Genomic DNA, 16,388 nt, shown 5'->3' with positions numbered 1-16,388 from the left:
GTGACAACGCCTCAAAGCGGAGCATCCGGAAGATCTTCCGGCCGTACGATCGTCAGGTCGTCCTTCGTCGGCGCGCGGAGCTCCGCGACCCGCTGCGCCTGGTGCTCGGTCATCCGCTGGAACACCTGCCGGGCCGCGCGGCCGTTGCCGAAGCGCGCCCCGCGCGGGTAGCGCTCGAAGAACTCCAGCAGCCGGGCCAGGGTGTCCTCGGGCAGGTGGTAGTCGTGCTGCCGGGCCTGGTACTGCACGATGCGGACGAGCTCCTCGGACGAGTAGTCCTCGAAGGTCAGCGTACGGGTGAACCGCGACGCGAGACCGGGGTTGGAGTCGATGAACCGCTCCATGTCGCCGGGATAGCCCGCCGCGATGACCACCACCTCGTCGCGGTGGTCCTCCATCAGCTTGACCAGCGTGGCGATGGCCTCCTGCCCGAAGTCGTTGCTCTGCCCGTACGGCGCGAGGGCGTACGCCTCGTCGACGAACAGCACGCCGCCCAGCGCCCGCTTGAAGACCGCCTGCGTCTTCGGCGCGGTGTGGCCGACGTACTCCCCGACCAGGTCGCCGCGGTCGGTCTCGACCAGGTGCCCGCTGGACAGCAGCCCGAGGGCGGCGAGGATGCGCCCGTACAGCCGGGCGACGGTCGTCTTGCCGGTGCCGGGGTTGCCGGCGAAGACCAGGTGCCGCGACAGCGGCGGCGGCGACAGGCCGACCTCCTCGCGGCGCTTGACCATCTGCATCAGCTTGGCCAGCGAGGCGACCTCCTGCTTCACGCGGCTCAGGCCGACCAGCCGGTCGAGCTCGGCGAGCAGGTCCGCCAGGTCCTCCCTGCCGTCGCCCTCCGTGAGGGCGCCGCGGGCGGTGGCGTGCGCGGCTCCGGGGCGCGGGACGGCGCGCTGGCTGCGCTCGGCGGACGGGATCGCGCTCGTGGCGACATTGCCGGTCCGACAGTCCTGGAACACCGGCTCGGCGCCGTCCGCGACCGTGAGGTCCTCGCGGGTGTCGTGCACGAGGCAGCGGCGCACGGTGGGCGTGGCGTGCGCGCCGACGTACAGGGCGGGAAAGCCCGTCTCGGAGATGTCGCAGTCCTCGAGCACCCCGGCGGCCCCCTCGTTGAGGTACACGCCGTTCTTCCCGGACCGGGCGATCGTCACCGACCGGACGCGCGGCCGGGCACCCGTCCAGATCACCAGCGCGCTGCCCTCGGTGTCGCAGATCTCGGCGTCCTCGATCCACGCCTCGCTGCCCTCGTCGAGGAAGACCCCCGCCGACCCGGTCCCCGAGACCTTGCCGCCGCGGATCAGCACGCCGGTGTCGGGCCCGACCTCGATCCCGGTACGGGCCACGTCGGAGAACTCACAGTCGTCCAGGAGGGGCCGGTGCCGGGTGGTGATCTGGGCGCCCATCTCCACGTCGCTGATCCGGCACTCGCGCAGCACCGCGTCGGCGCCCTCGATCGACACCCCGGCGAGCCGCGCGCGTTCGATCCGGGTCCGCTCGGCGAACAGGTCGGCGCGCTCGTCGACCCGTACGCCGTGCTCGGGGGTCTCGCGGACGTGGCAGTCCTGCAGCGTGGCGCGGGCGCCACCGCCGAGGTGGACGGCCGTGAACGCCGTCCTCGCGATCTCGCACTCCCGCAGGGACACGACCGCGTCGCCCTTGCAGTGCACACCGTTGGCCCCGGACCGGGCGAACACCGACCGGCGTGCGCGCACCGCGCCCGCCCCGGTGACGACCAGCGCCGTCCCGGTGACGTCGACGGCGCGCACGTCCTCCAGGTCCAGCCGGCACGACCCCGTCGCGACGATCGCCACCGCGTCGGTCTCCCGGACCTGGCAGTCCTTCAGCCGGGCGGCGGCCTCCCCGCGTACGAGGACGCCCTCCGCCTTGGTGCGGACGATCTCGCAGCCCTCGAGCCGTACCCGGCGGTCCTCCAGCCCGGCCGAGGCGCCCTCGGCCTCGTCGCGGTGGGCCGCGGCCGGCGCCGGCTCCGCCGCCCCCGCGGAGTCCTCCAGGCGCACGCCCTGTGCTCCGGAGTCGTGCAGCTCGCATCCGCGCAGGGAGGCGTACGCGGCGCCGCCGATGACCAGCGCGGCGTTCCCCGACCTGCGGATCTTGCAGTCGGTGAAGATCCCGTGGGCGGCGCCGCCGAGCTGCAGGCCGGGGCCGCGCGTCCGGTCGACGACGGTGCGGACGCACTCCACCTGGGCGGTGCTGTCGAGCCGTACGCCCGCCCCGGCCACGGACCGCACGGTGCAGTCCGCGATGATCCCCTTGCTCGTGCCCGTCACGCGCACGCCCTGGCCGGCGTCGCGCAGGTCGCAGCCGCGCAGCGTGAAGGTCGCGTCGGTGAAGGTGATGCCGCCCCCGTTGATCTCACAGCGTTCGAGGACCGGCGCGCCGTCGCGGCCGAGCACGGCCACGTCCGCGGAGCCCGCCGCCTCCAGTGTCAGGTCGCGCACGGTCGCCGAGCAGTCGTGCAGGCTGAGCGCGGGCCCGTGCGGTGAGACGACGCGCACCGTGCCCGCCCCCTTCGCGGCGACGATCGTGACGTTCCGGTCGATGATCAGCGCCTCGTTGTAGACGCCGGGCTGGACGGAGACCACCGCGCCGTCGGCCGCGGCGCGCACGGCGGCGCCGATCGTACGGTGCCCGCCCCAGGCTCCGGGCGCGACGCGCTGCCAGCCCGCCTTGACACGGAACTCCTCACGATCCGTGTTCCCTGGCATACCCACGCGATCAAGCTTGCCAGGCTCACCTGCCACATGCGAGTGTCGCCGTCCCGCGTCCGGCTCCGGGACGGCGTGGCGCGGATCACGATCGGGCAACCGTCACCACGCGGCTCCGCCGAGTGAGATCATGCCTCATGTCCTACCGTGCGCGATGGTCCGGCTACCCCGGCCGGCCGGGCATGCCGGACCGGAGGACCGCCCTGCTGGCGGGCCTGGGTGCGGCCGCCACCGCGATCGGCGGCTGCGGCCTGACCGGCGCGGGAGGCCGCTACCGGAAGGGACCCCTGCCGATCGCGACCGGGGTGACGGACGGGGTCTACTACCGGTACGGCCGGCGGCTCGCCCGCCTCCTCGACGACCGCCTCCCGGGCGTGCGCGCCTCGGCGGACGTCACGACCGGCTCCCTGGACAATCTCCAGTGGCTGCGGTGGGGCGGCGACCGGCTCGCGTTCCTGGCGGCCGACGCCGCCGGCGCGGCGGCGTCCGAGCACGGCACGGCGACGCCCGATCCCGACGCGCCGATCCGGGCGCTGGCCCGCCTGTACGACGACTACCTCCACCTGGTGGTCCTGGAGTCGTCGAGCTTCCACACGATCGACGACCTGCGCGGCCGGCACGTCTCGGTCGGCGCGAAGGGGTCGGGCGTCGAGCTCGTCGCCCGGCGGGTGCTGACCGCCGCCGGGCTGACCGGGCACCTGACGCCGGTGCGGATGGGCCTGGACTACGCGCCCGCGGGGCTGCGGTCGGGCCTGATCGACGCGTTCTTCTGGTCCGGGGGCCTGCCGACCGCCGGGATCGCCGACCTGGCCGAGCGGATCCCCATCCGCCTCATCCCGCTGGGCGGGCTGGCGCCGCAGATCCGCAGCCAGTACGGGCCGTACTACCGCGCGGCGACGATCCCGAGCGGCACCTACGTGAACGTCGACGAGACCCAGACCCTGGCCCTGGCCAACTTCCTGGCCGTCCCGGCCTCGTTCGACGACGGGCTCGCCTACCGCGTGACCGAGATCCTCATCCGGGACCGGGACGCCCTCGCCGCGGCGGTGCCCTCGGCGGAGCTGCTGGACGTGCGCAGCGCGATCCAGACCGACCCGGTCCCCCTGCACCCGGGGGCGCTGCGGTACTACCGCTCGATCAGGCGGTGACGGCGGGGACGGCCATGGTCACGCACAGGCCCGCGCCGTCGGCGGCGGCGATCTCCAGCCGGCCGCCGCTCGCCTCCAGGAGCGTACGGGCGACCGACAGGCCCAGCCCGGAACCGTCGACGTTCTGGTGACCCGGGCTGCGCCAGAACCGGTCACCGATGCGGGCGAGCTCCTCCGGCGGCAGGCCGGAGCCCTCGTCGGTGACGCGGATCTCGACGTCGTCGCCGACCGCGGCCAGTTCGACGGTGACGGCCGATCCCTCCGGGGAGAACTTCAGCGCGTTGTCGATCACCGCGTCGAACGCGCTGCCCAGACCGGTGGGGTCGGCGGCGCCGAGCACCGGTCCCGTCCACCGGCGGCGCACCTCGATGGCCCGCCGGTCCGCGACGACCTGCCAGGCGGTGACGCGCTCGTCGACGAGGACGGCCAGGTCGATGGTCTCCACCGTGGCGCCGTGCTCCTCGGCGAGGGCGAGTTCGAGGAGGTCGTCCAGGACCCGCGTGAGGCGCTCGGCCTCGTGTCGCAGATCCTGGATCTCCTCCTCCGACCCGGGGGGCAGGGACAGCGCCAGGCCCTCCAGCCGCAGCATGACGGCGGACAGCGGATTGCGCAGCTGGTGCGACGCGTCGGCCACGAACGCGCGCTGGCGTTCCATCGTGGCCTCCACCTTCTGCACCATCTCGTTGAACGACGCGGTGAGGCGGCGCAGCTCCGGGGGGCCGGTCGCGGCCGGGACGCGCACGTCGAGCCGCCCCGTCGCGATCGTGTGGGTCACCGCGTCGAGCGCGCGGACCGGGCGCAGGATCCAGGTGGCGACCAGGTGGGCCAGCGCGAGGAAGAGCAGCACCGCGACGGCCTCCGCGGCGGCGAGCAGCGCCCAGTCCCGCGCGACGGCGGCCCGCATCCGGCCCGTCGGCGAGACCGTGACGACCGCGCCCACGACGTCGCCGTTCCGCGTCACCGGCGCGGCCACGACGAGCGGGCCGTCCTCCCACGGCCAGATGGTGCCGGTGTCGGCGCTGTGCCTGCCGGCGAACGCCTGGCGCAGCCCGGCCCGGACGGCGTCCGCGTCGTTGCCCGGATAGCCGGGCGTGTCGAGCAGGATCGAGCGCTGGCGGTCGACGACCGCCGCGGAGGTCCCGTAGACGTCGTGGTAGCGGGTGAGCTCCTCGCCGATCTCCGACGGCGACGTGCCGAGGGGTTCGCCGGCCACGATGGAGGCGAACCGCGACGTGTCGTCCAGCCGGTCCTGGAACAGCGCGTCCTGGTGCTGCCGGACGATGCTGGTGGCCAGCGGGACGCCGAGCGCGAGCAGGCTGCAGATGACCAGGGTGTTGAGGACGAGGATCAGGCGGGCGCGCACGGTCGGATCACGAATGCGGGGGCGCGGATCGCGGATGCGGGGGCGCGGGCTGCGGGCCGCCGTCCGCGGTGACGCAGTAGCCCACGCCGCGCACGGTCTGGATGGCGCCGGGCACCTTCAGCTTGGCGCGCAGCGAGGCGATGTGGACCTCCAGCGTCCGCTGGTTGCCCTGCCAGTTCGTGTGCCAGACCTCGCTGATCAACTGGTCGCGGGGGCAGACGACGCCGGGCCGCCGGGCGAGGACCGCCAGCAGGTCGAACTCCTTGCGGGTCAGGCTCGCCGGAACCCCGTCGACGCTGACCACCCGGCGCAGCCGGTCCAGGTGGATCCGCCCGGCGATCAGCTCGGCCGCGGCCGGTTCGGCGGGACGGGCGCCGTCGTGCCGCGCCGAGCGGCGGCTGACGACGTGGATGCGCGCGATCAGCTCCCCGACGTCGTACGGCTTCACGACGTAGTCGTCGGCGCCGAGGTGGAGGCCGTGGATCCGGGAGCGCACGTCCGACCGCGCGGTCACCATGATGATCGGGACGTCGCGGACCGCGCGGATGCGGCCGCACAGCTCGAACCCGTCGCTGTCGGGCAGGCCGAGGTCGAGCAGGATGACGTCCGGCTCGTTGACGAGGCGTTCGAGCGCCTCGGCGGCGGTGCAGGCCGGGTCGACCTCGAAGCCGTGCCGGCGGAGCACCGAGCACAGCGCCGCGGCGACGCGGACGTCATCCTCGACGACGAGTAGCCGCACCGTCGCTCCTTCCGTCAGGCGACCAACGCGATCTTTCGCCTCAATCGCACACCGTACCGGGCCGATCACACGAATGGGACCGGGCCCTCCCCGGCGCCGGAGGGGGAGGGCCCGGAGTACTCGGGGTCAGCCGACGGAGGCCAGGTCGGTCTCGCCGACCGCGGACTCCCCCGCGACCTCGCGGGACGGCCCGGCCCAGCCGCTGCGGACGCCCCAGGCGTAGAAGCCCAGTGACGTGACCGCGACGACCGCCATGTCCACGCCGTACGGGATGACGTCGTGGCCGCCGAACTTGGCGCTGCCGAGCGCGGACAGCAGCGCCATCCACGCGAGGTAGGCGACGAGCCAGATCCCGGCCCGCAGGTGCGGGCCCCACGCGGCGATCCCCTGCCGCCAGCCGTAGTAGGCGTAGATCGGCAGGCCGAGCGCCATGATCCCGATGACCTCGCCGGTCAGCGGCCACTTCGACCAGAACAGCAGCAGGGAGGCGAACATGAACCCGGCCGGTGCGACGACCTTCAGCGCGGGCGCGCGGGCGGGCCTCGGCAGGTCCGGGCAGGTGCGCCGCAGGACCATGGCGGAGACCGGCCCGGTCACGTACGAGATCACGGTGGCGACCGAGATGACCTCGGCGAGCGAGCCCCAGCCCCGGAAGGTGAACAGGAAGACGAAGGAGACCGCGAGGTTGAACCACATGGCCGGCTGCGGGATGCCGTACTTCGGGTGGACGTAACCCAGGATCTTCGGGAAGTAGCCGTTCTCCTTCATGCCCTGGATCATCCGCGCCGTGGACGCGGTGTAGGTCATGCCCGTGCCGGACGGGGAGACGAACGCGTCGGCGTACAGCGTCACGGCCAGCCAGTTGAGGTTCCAGGCCATCGCGAGGTCGGCGAACGGCGAGTTGAAGTCGATGCCGGACCAGCCGTGCCCGAGGAGGTGGCCGGGCACGGCGCCGATGAACGCCGTCTGCAGCCCGACGTACACGAGTGCCGCGACGACCAGCGCGCCGATCAGCGCGATCGGCACCGAGCGGCCGGGGTTGCGCGCCTCACCGGCCAGGTTGATCGGGCTCTGGAAGCCGTTGTAGGCGAAGACCACGCCGGAGGTCGCGATCGCGCTGAGCACCGCCGCCCAGCCGTACGGGGCGAAGCCGCCGTGGTGGACGAAGTTGCCGCCGTGGAAGCCGGAGGCGATCAGGCCGATGACCGTCAGCGCCGGGACGGTGAACTTCACGATCATGATGAAGTTGTTCGCCAGCGCGTACAGCCGGACGGTCCAGTAGTTGAGCAGGAAGTACACGACGACGAGGACGGCGGCGAGCGCCAGTCCCATCGGGTGGAGTTCCTTCCCGTCGTACAGTCCCTTGGCCCAGTGCCACTTCCACGAGCTCATGTACTGGATCGAGGCCTCGGCCTCGATGGGGATGACCGAGACGATCGCGATCCAGTTCGACCAGCCGCCCATGTAGCCGACGAGCGAGCCGTGGGAGTACTGGGCGTAGCGGACCATGCCGCCGGACTTGGGGAAGGTCGATCCCAGCTCCATGTACGACAGGCCGATGAGGATCATGATGCCCGCACCGATGATCCACGCGAAGAGGGCCGCCGGTCCGGCGACCTTCGCGGCCTTCCACGAGCCGAACAGCCAGCCCGAGCCGATGATCGAGCTGAGCCCGACCATCAACAGTGAGAAGGTCCCCAGTCGCCGCCGGTAGTCACCGGTCGACGCGGACCCGGACACGGATGACGCGGTCGCCATTGATCACTCCATCTCGTCGCGCGCTCGAAGCGGGGGGATGTCTCGCGCGATGCGGACGAGGATTCCCCCGCGCGGGGGCGCGACCCGAGACGTTTGAGCGAGATCTGAGGTTCCACGGCGACGGCGGCGCTCGGCCTGGGTCCGTCGACGGGCTCGGCCTGGGTCCGTCGAAGGGCTCGGCCTGGGTCCGTCGACGGGCTCGGCCGGTCAGCAGCCGATGCGCGACGAACCGACGGCCACGTCGTCGAACCAGAGGGTGTCCCGCGCGCCGCCGTAGCTCTCCCAGCCGAGGCGCAGGTCGACGGGGCGCGGGCGCCAGTTCGCCCGGCTCAGCCACTGGCGGTCGACGTCCGGCGTCGGGGTGCCGTCCAGGTGCAGGCCGGCGACCTCGGTTCCGTCCAGCCAGGTGCTCATGGTGCCGTTCGTCCCGTTGAGGGCGAACTCCACGCAGGACCACCGGTTCACGGGCAGCGGCACGCTCATCGCGACGCCCGTCGGGCTCTGCTCGGGCAGGGTCGCGTCGTCGGACTCGCGGTTCCACTGCAGCGCCTGGTTCTGGCCGCCGAGCCGCAGGTGCTTGTTCCCGTCCGCCGCGTCGGTCAGCGTCGTGAAGGCCACGTGACCGGCGGGCAGCGCCTGCGTGTGCCGGACGTAGTAGCGCACATAGATCACCGAGCCGGCCGCCGCCACGCCGGTCGTATTGACCGCGAACGCGTGGTCGCAGTACGTCGCGCCGCCGTCCACGCGGAGCGAGGTCGTGCCGCCGTGCGCCTGCGTGTGGTCGATCGCGACCGTTCCCGAGCCCTGGCAGTCGGGGTAGGACGGCTGCCAGGCCCCGGACGGCGTCGATCCGGTCTGGTTCTCGAAGCCGTCGCAGAAGGCCGCCTGCGCGCACGACGTCGGGGGCGTGGGAGTCGGCGTCGGGGTGGGGGTCGGCGTGGGAGTGGGAGTGCCGTCCCCCTCGCAGCTCGCGCCGTTCAGCGCGAAGTCGGCCGGGGCGGCGTTCTGGCCGCTGAACGTCCCCTGGAACCCGAAGCTCGTCGAGGCTCCGGTCGCCAGCGCGCCGTTGTACCCGCTGTCCCGGGCGGTGACGGCCTGCCCGGACTGGGTGACCTGGGCGTTCCACGCGGAGGTGACCTTCTGATCACCGGCGAACGTCCAGGTCAGCGTCCAGCTCGTGACCGGGGCCGCGTTGTTCGTGACGCTGACCTGGGCGGTGAAGCCACCGGTCCACTGGTCAAGGGTGTACGTCACCGCGCAGGGCGGCGCGGCCGACGCCGTCCCGGCGGAGGGCAGCACGAGCGAGACCACCAGGAGGATCGCTCCCACCACCGCCGAGGCGGCCCCGTACGGCCAGGTGGCGGGCCGGCGGAACACGGGTCGGGTCTTCGCTGGGCCGGGCATGGCTGCTCCTCACCGGGACGGCGCGTACGCGCCGAAGCGCGTACGCACCAGAGTGCGAGGACCTCAACCGCCCGGCAAGGATCTTCCACGTTCCTTTCACGCCGGACGGGTCAGCGCGTGGCCTTCCACCCGTGCACGCGCATGAGGGCGGCGGCGATGCGGGCGAACCGCTCGGGTTCGAGGATCGCGCCCTCCCGGCGGATGTCGTCCTCGTCGAGCGCGAACACGCGGTCCAGCCGCACGTACGACTCGCGGCCGTCCCGGTCCCAGGTTCCCGAGCCGAGTTCGAGCCAGTCGGGGTCGTCACCGTGGTCGCGGCTGGACAGCATCATCGCGAGCAGGCGGCGGCCGTGCCGGCCGACGACCAGCAGCGGCCGGTCCTTCCCTCGGGACGGGTCCTCCTCGTAGGGCACCCACGCCCACACGATCTCGCCGGGGTCCGCGAGGCCGTCGAGGTCCGGGGAGTACTCGAGGGTCGCCGCCCTCTCGGGGGTATAGATCTCGCGTACCGCGCCGTGCGCGGGCCGCGGGTCTTCGCCATGATCGAACATCCGGGCAGCTTATCCGCCCACCCGGCCGGGACTGCTCCGTCGTCTCCGGCTATCCGGTCGGCTCCGGCGGGGCCTCGCCGGAGCCGGCGGGGTCGGGGCGGTGACCGAGCCGAAGCCCACCGACCATCTGGGCGACGAACGCCTCGTCCTCGGGCCCGTCGCCGAGCAGCATCTTCATGAACGCGTGGTTGAAGCAGGCGCCGATCAGCAGCCGCGCGGCAGCCACGCAGTCCACGTCGGCCGCGATCCGCCCGAGTCCGCGCTCCCCCTCCAGGTAGTTCGCGACCTCGGCGTACGCCGCCTGGGGCCCCAGGCCGTGGCTCTGGAACACCTGCCGGAGCCGCACGATCTGGTCGGAACTGGCGAGGATCGACACCTTCGCCGCCAGGATCTCCCGGTAGAACCCGATCGTCGCCTGCCCGGCGGCGAAGAGGTTCTCGGCGACCTCGCCCCGGCCCACCCGCGCGCCCAGGTCCTTCATGACGCGCGCGAAGACGGGGAGGCGGTCCTGCAGGAGGGCGAGGTAGAGCGTCACCGCGGACGGGTCGGACCCGGGCGGGGCGGGCCGCAGGATGTCGGCGGCAGCCCCGAGCACCTGATGTCGTACGGCGTCGCCGTGTCCGCTCGCCGAGGGGGACCACGCCGATCGATCATCGGTTCCCATGACGCATAAGGATCTTGTGGGAAACCGGCCCCGTCAACGAAAACGCTCCAGAGATCAGTACCCGACGGTGAAACGTGTCCGGTGGTGGCGGGGATTCTCGGCCTCGTCGAGCAGTGCCACGGCGAGGTCCTCCATGGAGATCCGGGACTCCCCTCCGGCGTCGACGAGCAGTTCGTCGGCGCCCAGCCGGTACGCGCCGGTGCGCTCGCCCGGCTCCAGCAGCGCCGGCGGGCTCAGGTAGGCCCAGTCGACGCCGGTCGCGGCCCGGCAGGCCGCGAGCTGATCGGCGCAGGCCAGCGCGATGGGCCGCCACTCGGCGGGGAACCCCGGCTCCTCGACCACGGTGAGTCCTCCGGTGCCGGGCACGGTGAGGGTCGCGGCGCCGCCGACGACGAGCAGCCGGACGCCCGTCCCGGCGAGGCCCGCCAGCAGCGCCTTCGCGGCCGTGACGAGTTCGGGCTCGCCGCCGGGCGCGGGACGGGTCGCGGTGATCACGACGTCCTGGCCGGCGGCGAGGCGGGCCACGTCCTCGGCGCTCCGGGCGTCCGCCGTACGGACGCGGGCGCCCGCGGGCGGGTCGGCGAACCGGGCCGGGTCGCGTACGACGGCGGTGACCTCGTGGTCGCGGGACAGCGCCTCGGCGACGACGCGGCGCCCGACGGCCCCCGCCGCTCCGAGCACGGTGATGCGCATGGTCATGAACTCCTTCTCGCGGTGACGGCGGGTGGTGTGGATGGCGCCGGCGGTGCGGGTACGGCCTCGCGGCGCCGTCCGCCGGACCACTGGCCGGCGAGCGTGCCGCCGAAGGCCAGCGTCATGCCGAGCAGTTGCAGGGGCGTCAGGGCCTGGCCGAGCGCGGCCCAGCCGATGACCGCCGCGGACAGCGGGCTGAGCAGCGGAAGGAAGGCCACCGAGGTCGCGGGAAGACGGGACAGGCCGCGGAACCACACCCAGTACGCGGCGGCCGTGCCGACCGCCCCGAGGTAGAGGTAGCCGCCGACGGCACGCCCGTCGAGGGCGGGCGGCGGTCCCTCGACGAGGAGGGTCACCGGCACCAGCAGCAGCCCGCCGACGGTGAGCTGCCAGGCGGTGAGGCCCAGCGGGCCGACGCCCTCGGGGCGGCCCCAGCGCTTGGTGAGCACCGTGCCCGCGGCCATCGACGCCGCCCCGGCGAGCCCTGCCAGCACGCCGAGGACGTCCATCCGGGCGTCGGCGCGCAGGACGACGAGTCCGACCCCGGCGAGGCCGGTGAGGGCGGCCAGCAGCTTGCGGGCGGTGGGCCGCTCGGCCAGCAGCAGGGCCGCGAACGCCAGGGCGAACAGCGGGCCGACCGCGCCGAGCACCGCGGCGACGCCTCCGGGCAGCCGGTAGGCGGCCAGGAACAGCAGCGGGAAGAACGCCCCGATGTTGAGCACGCCGAGGACGGCCGCCCGCCACCACCAGGCCCCGCGCGGCAGCACGCGGGTGGCGGCGAGGAGGGCGAGGCCGGCCGGCAGCGCCCGCGTCATCGCGGTGAACATGGGCCGGCCGGGCGGCAGGAACTCGGTGGTCACGGCGTAGGTCGATCCCCACGTCAGGGGGGTGAGCGCGGTGAGGGCCAGATCGCGGACGCTCGACGGGGAGGAGGCGTCCCGCCGGGCCGTGAGAACGGCCATGTCGATCCCTCCAGATTGATAATCTCAACATTGAGATAACAGCACGCAAGGATGCTCAACGTCAAGTAGATGAACGTTGAGATTGTTTGCGTTGAGAGGAGTGCCCGGTGAGCGACGCGGTGGATCAGATCCTCGGCCAGTGGGCCCGTGAACGGCCCGACCTCGACGCGTGGCCGATGGGGATCATCGGCCGGATCAACCGGCTGTCAAGGCTCGTGGACCGGGAGCTGAAGGACTTCTTCGCCGGGCACGGGCTGGAGCACTGGGAGTTCGACGTGCTCGCCACCCTGCGCCGGTCGGGCCCGCCGTACGCGCTGACGGCGGGCGCGCTCAACCGCGCCGCGATGGTGACCTCCGGGGCGATCACCAACCGGATCGACCGGCTCGCGGCCAAGGGCCTCGTGGAGCGGGTTCCCGACGAGCAGGACCGCCGGTCCGTACGGGTCCGCCTGACCGAGCGGGGCCGGGCCCTGGTCGACGAGGTCGTCGGGCTCCACGTCGCGAACGAGGCCCGGCTGCTCGCCTCGCTGAGTCCGGACCGGAGGAGGGAGCTGGCCGATCTCCTGCGCGACCTGCTCGGCTCCTTCGGCGACACGTCGATCGAATGATCCGCCCACGGACGACGAGGGCGGCCCTGGCGGATCCGAGGGCGCCGGTCAGTCGACGGGGACCCAGGTGAACCGGCCGTCGGGGCGGCGTTCGGCGCGCCCGAAGACGACGTCGGCGAAGTGGCCGCCGTAGCCGATCGTGCCGGGGCGGCTCAGCTCTTCGACGAGGCGGCGGCGGTGCTCGGCGGACTCGGCGGGGTCGTGGTCGATCCCGCAGGACCACTCCGGGTGCGTCACCTGGACCGGCGCGTGCAGGGCGTCGCCGAACGCGATGAGCCGCCGGTCGCCGCCGGTGATGGTGTAAGTGGTGTGGCCGATGGTGTGTCCCGCCGCGAACGACGCCCGCACTCCGGGGAAGATCTCCTCGCCGTCCTCGGCCGGGTGGACGCGGGACGCGAAGGCGGCCAGGCGTTCCTCGGTCGCCCCGCCCTCGGCCGCCAGATCGCGCCGCTCCCACTCGGGCGCCGCGACGAAGTGGGTGGCGTGCGCGAACGGCGGTGCGCCGGTGCCGGGCGCGGCGCTCCAGGCCCAGCCCAGGTGGTCGGTGTGCAGGTGGGTGATGGCGACGGCCTCGATCCGGTGCGGCTCACGGCCCAGCCGGCGCAGGCCGTCCAGCAGCGCGCCGCCGTACACCCTCCCCAGGAACGGGTTGGCGGGGTCGTCGGGGTAGGACTCGGGCCCGAACCCGGTGTCGATGAGCAACGCCCGGTCTCCTCGCTCGACCAGCAGCCCGCCGATGCCCGCGACGAGGAGGCCGTCGTCGTCGAGGTGGTCGGGGTAGGCCGCCCAGTCGGCGGCGGTGGCGGCCGGCAGCCAGCCGTACGGCTTGAGCCGGACCACCCCGTCCGGGACGTAACTGATCGTGACGTCGCCCAGGGTGAGCGATCGAATCTGCGGCGCGCTGCTCAGCCGCGCGCGATCGAAGGCGGTCGTGGCCATGGTCCTGCCTCGTCCTCGGGAAGCGCCACCGGTCGGCGGCACGAAGCACAACGTAATCCTGACCCCCGAGGGCGCCGAACTCCGCGAACGCCTGCTCGCCCTGCTCTCCGAGGACTCTCCGCTGGCCCCTCTGTCCGCCGAGGAGCAGGACGCCCTGCAGCGCCTCATCGCCCGCGCCCTCATCCGCTGACCGCCATGCTGGGCGCCTCTCACGCCTTTGTATTGAGGGAAGAACGCCGGAATGCCGACCTCCCGAGGGTATCGACGGGGGGAGGTCGGCATTGGCGGTCTTGCCGCGCCGTGCAGTGCCCAGCACCGCTTTTGCTGCGGCGACCGGCGGCCCTGCTGGGTCCTACTCGGTCCGCAGCGCGGTGGCGGTCCGGGTCCGGGCCGCCCAGCCGGCCGGCAGCAGTGCCCCGAGCAGGGCGATCACGATCCCGCCGGCCAGCAGGGGGATGAGCAGCCCGGCGGTGTAGACGTGGGACACGCTCGGCGGCAGGTGCCGGCCGATCGCGTTCCCCATCGGGTTCAGCGTCGCCTTCTCCACCGCGACCCCGAGCGGCACCCCGATCAGCCCGGCGATCAGGCCGGTGAGTGTCACCGAGGTCAGAACCATCGCGATGGTCTGCTTGGGTGTCATCCCGAGGGCCTTGAAGATCCCCAGGTCATGAACCCGCTCCCTGGTGTCCTGCACCACGGTGGTCAGCACTCCGAGCGCGGCGACCGCGATCAGCATCAGCGTGAGCGTGGCCACCAGGGCGCCCATGGTGATCACCACGAGGTTGTTCCCGCCCGAGCTCGGCTGGACCGAGGCGTTCAGCGGGGTCAGCGCGGCGGCGGCCGAGGTGGACCAGTCCGATCCCTTGACGTTCGAGGCCAGCTCGACGTTGAACTGGTCGATGCGCGGAGTCAGACCGGCGGCGCTGAAAGTATCCGCGTCCGTCATGACCGTGTAGTCGCCCAAATTGGTGTCGAACTCGATGCCGACGACCTTCAGTGACGTTCGCTTGTTCCGCTGCATCACGGTGACGTTGTCACCGACGTGGATCCCCACTGTCGTGGCCAGCTTGTCGCCGACGACGGCCTCGCCGGGCGCCGAGTACCAGCGGCCCGACAGCAGCTCCAGGTTCGTCCAGGAGAAGTCGCCGCTGACCGTGAACACCTTCGTCGGTTCGCCGCCGGTCGGCGCGCCGACCATGGTCGCGCCGCTGTCGCCCCAGCCGAACGCGGCCTTCGTGCCCGGGGTCCTGGCGAGCGCGGCGGCCACCTTGGGGGCGTCCAGGTACTGGTGGCGCGGGTCGTTGGGGCCGTAGAGACCCCAGGGCTTGCCTACGTCGGCTGTGGGTATCACGTACGCCGACGCGTGGTTGAAGCCTGAGGTGGTGGCTTGCAGGTACTTGCTGAACCCGGCCTCCAGCCCCACCGCGAAGGTGAGGCTCACCGCGCCGAGCAGCACCGCCGCACCGACCAGTACGGCCCGGGCCGGCTTAGCGAAGGGCTGTGCCAGTCCCAGCGACATGGCCCGGGGCAGCGGCAGCCGCGAGGCCAGACGTTGCGCCGTCCGACCGCGCCCGGCCTTGGGAGCGCGGCCGACCAGCAGGGCCTGGACCGCCGGCATGCGGCCGGCCCGCAGTGCCGGGATCGAAGCCGTGACGCCGACGACCAGCAGGGTGCCCAGCGCCACCACGGCGCTGACCCACAACGGAATCGTGGCACTGGCCGCGCCGAACTGCTTGGTGGCCTCGTCCAGGATCGGCACGGCCAGGAGGTTGCCGAAGACCGTGCCGAGCACCACACCGAGTGTCGCCGGGATCACGGCCTGCGCGGTGTAGGCGCGGACCACCTGCGAGGGGGTGAAGCCCAACGACTTCAGAATCCCGATGCGCCGGATTCCCGCGGCCACGGCCCCGCTGACCACGATCGAGATGATCAGTACCGACAGGATCAGCCCGAAGATCCCGAAGGCGACCAGGAACGGCACGTAAGCCTTGGCGTTGCCGGTCACCTGCCATTCCGCGGTCAGGTACGACTGTCCGGCCTCGACCGTGCCGGGTGGCGCGGCGGCGGCCACCGCCCGCTTGTCGGTGGCGATGTCGGCGTTGGTCCCGGCCTTGGCGAACCGGTAAAGCATCTGTTTGTCGGGTTTGGCCCCTGCGGCGGTGAGCCGCGCGAAGCCGTCGGCGGTGGCGAAGGCGGTCGCGCTGTTGGTCACCGAGTCGGCGAAGCCGACGACCTTGAACGACGGCTTGCCCGGCAGGGAGGAGAACACCACCGAATCGCCGAAGCAGTCGATGGCATAGCGCTGCCACGGCAGGGCGATCTCGCCTGGGCCGGTCGGCCAGCGCCCCCGGGTCAGCGCCAACCGGTCCATCCCAGAGGTGCTGCCCAGGTCGGGCCGGGTGGTGACGGTGATCGGACCGTTGTCGTGACCGGCCCAAGCCTTCTTGGGGCAGTCGGTTCCGATGGTCGTGTCCAGGGCGGCGGCGATCGGGTACGGTCCGGCCGCCTCGGTGACGCCGGTGGCGTGGGCGGTGGCGGCGGCCTGCGCGGCCGTGACCTTCGAGCCGTCGAACTGGACCGCCAGGTGCGCCCCGTTCCGAGCACTGAAAGCGTGCTCGAACGGGGCCTGCACGACGGTCAGCAGGCCGAGGGAGAGTACTGATGACGTCACCGCGGCGAACGTCGTCAGGGCCATGACGAGGGACTGGACCCGACGCCGGCCCACGCCGGAGCGTACGACCTTGCCAAGGGCACTCACCGGCTCACCGCCGGCAGCAGGCGGGCCATGGCGTGGAATCCGACCTCGAAGAGGCGCCGGGGCAGCGGCGGCTTG

Annotated in this window: 14 protein-coding genes; 3 read left to right on the top strand and 11 right to left on the bottom strand. The window is 72.8% G+C overall.

What is annotated here, in order from left to right; translation table 11 throughout:
- Positions 1-11: 11 nt before the first annotated feature.
- Positions 12-2,726, bottom strand: coding sequence for a right-handed parallel beta-helix repeat-containing protein (locus NE234_RS12645; RefSeq protein ID WP_252779305.1), 2,715 nt, complete (start codon positions 2,724-2,726; stop codon positions 12-14).
- 137 nt (positions 2,727-2,863) lie between these two features.
- Here NE234_RS12645 and NE234_RS12640 point away from each other — a divergent pair, with 137 nt between their 5' ends.
- Positions 2,864-3,874, top strand: a complete 1,011-nt coding sequence (locus NE234_RS12640; protein ID WP_252779142.1) for a TAXI family TRAP transporter solute-binding subunit — start codon at positions 2,864-2,866, stop codon at positions 3,872-3,874.
- Here NE234_RS12640 and NE234_RS12635 read toward each other — a convergent pair.
- The 8 genes from NE234_RS12635 to NE234_RS12600 all read right to left on the bottom strand — a co-directional run bounded on the left by NE234_RS12635 (position 3,864) and on the right by NE234_RS12600 (position 12,008).
- Entirely contained in the window at positions 3,864-5,237 is a 1,374-nt protein-coding gene (locus NE234_RS12635; protein WP_252779141.1) for a sensor histidine kinase, read from the bottom strand. The two genes, NE234_RS12640 and NE234_RS12635, sit on opposite strands and share 11 nt — an antisense overlap.
- Before the next feature lie 7 nt (positions 5,238-5,244).
- Positions 5,245-5,976: a response regulator transcription factor gene (locus tag NE234_RS12630; RefSeq protein ID WP_252779140.1), complete on the bottom strand. Its 732-nt coding sequence runs from the start codon at positions 5,974-5,976 to the stop codon at positions 5,245-5,247.
- Between the two features lie 126 nt (positions 5,977-6,102).
- Complete coding sequence (locus NE234_RS12625) at positions 6,103-7,734, bottom strand: APC family permease (protein ID WP_252779139.1); 1,632 nt, start codon at positions 7,732-7,734, stop codon at positions 6,103-6,105.
- Between the two features lie 207 nt (positions 7,735-7,941).
- On the bottom strand, positions 7,942-9,138 hold the full coding sequence (locus NE234_RS45045; RefSeq protein WP_305886683.1) for a cellulose-binding domain-containing protein: 1,197 nt from the start codon (positions 9,136-9,138) through the stop codon (positions 7,942-7,944).
- A gap of 110 nt (positions 9,139-9,248) precedes the next feature.
- On the bottom strand, positions 9,249-9,689 hold the full coding sequence (locus NE234_RS12615; protein WP_252779138.1) for a type II toxin-antitoxin system PemK/MazF family toxin: 441 nt from the start codon (positions 9,687-9,689) through the stop codon (positions 9,249-9,251).
- A 49-nt stretch (positions 9,690-9,738) separates the two neighbouring features.
- Entirely contained in the window at positions 9,739-10,353 is a 615-nt protein-coding gene (locus NE234_RS12610; protein ID WP_252779137.1) for a TetR/AcrR family transcriptional regulator C-terminal domain-containing protein, read from the bottom strand.
- 54 nt (positions 10,354-10,407) lie between these two features.
- Positions 10,408-11,052 carry an NAD(P)-dependent oxidoreductase gene (locus tag NE234_RS12605; RefSeq protein WP_252779136.1) on the bottom strand — a complete coding sequence of 215 codons (645 nt, stop codon included), beginning with the start codon at positions 11,050-11,052 and terminating at the stop codon, positions 10,408-10,410.
- A complete protein-coding gene (locus tag NE234_RS12600; protein ID WP_252779135.1) occupies positions 11,049-12,008 on the bottom strand; it encodes an EamA family transporter in 960 nt (319 codons plus the stop codon). The genes NE234_RS12605 and NE234_RS12600 overlap by 4 nt, the downstream gene beginning before the upstream one ends.
- Positions 12,009-12,115: 107 nt before the next feature.
- Between NE234_RS12600 and NE234_RS12595 the strand changes: the two genes are divergently transcribed.
- A complete protein-coding gene (locus NE234_RS12595) occupies positions 12,116-12,616 on the top strand; it encodes a MarR family winged helix-turn-helix transcriptional regulator (RefSeq protein ID WP_252779134.1) in 501 nt (166 codons plus the stop codon).
- 48 nt (positions 12,617-12,664) lie between these two features.
- Here NE234_RS12595 and NE234_RS12590 read toward each other — a convergent pair whose 3' ends face one another.
- The gene (locus NE234_RS12590; protein ID WP_252779133.1) at positions 12,665-13,555 is read right to left on the bottom strand and encodes an MBL fold metallo-hydrolase; all 891 of its coding nucleotides are present in this window, start codon (positions 13,553-13,555) and stop codon (positions 12,665-12,667) included.
- Between NE234_RS12590 and NE234_RS12585 the strand changes: the two genes are divergently transcribed.
- On the top strand, positions 13,554-13,745 hold the full coding sequence (locus tag NE234_RS12585; protein WP_252779132.1) for a hypothetical protein: 192 nt from the start codon (positions 13,554-13,556) through the stop codon (positions 13,743-13,745). The genes NE234_RS12590 and NE234_RS12585 overlap by 2 nt on opposite strands.
- Before the next feature lie 162 nt (positions 13,746-13,907).
- Here NE234_RS12585 and NE234_RS12580 read toward each other — a convergent pair whose 3' ends face one another.
- Positions 13,908-16,313 carry an ABC transporter permease gene (locus NE234_RS12580; protein WP_252779131.1) on the bottom strand — a complete coding sequence of 802 codons (2,406 nt, stop codon included), beginning with the start codon at positions 16,311-16,313 and terminating at the stop codon, positions 13,908-13,910.
- Between the last annotated feature and the right edge of the window lie 75 nt (positions 16,314-16,388).

Source organism: Actinoallomurus rhizosphaericola, from assembly GCF_024055675.1.
GTDB lineage: Bacteria > Actinomycetota > Actinomycetes > Streptosporangiales > Streptosporangiaceae > Actinoallomurus > Actinoallomurus soli.
This window is presented reverse-complemented; position numbering and strand designations above follow the sequence as displayed.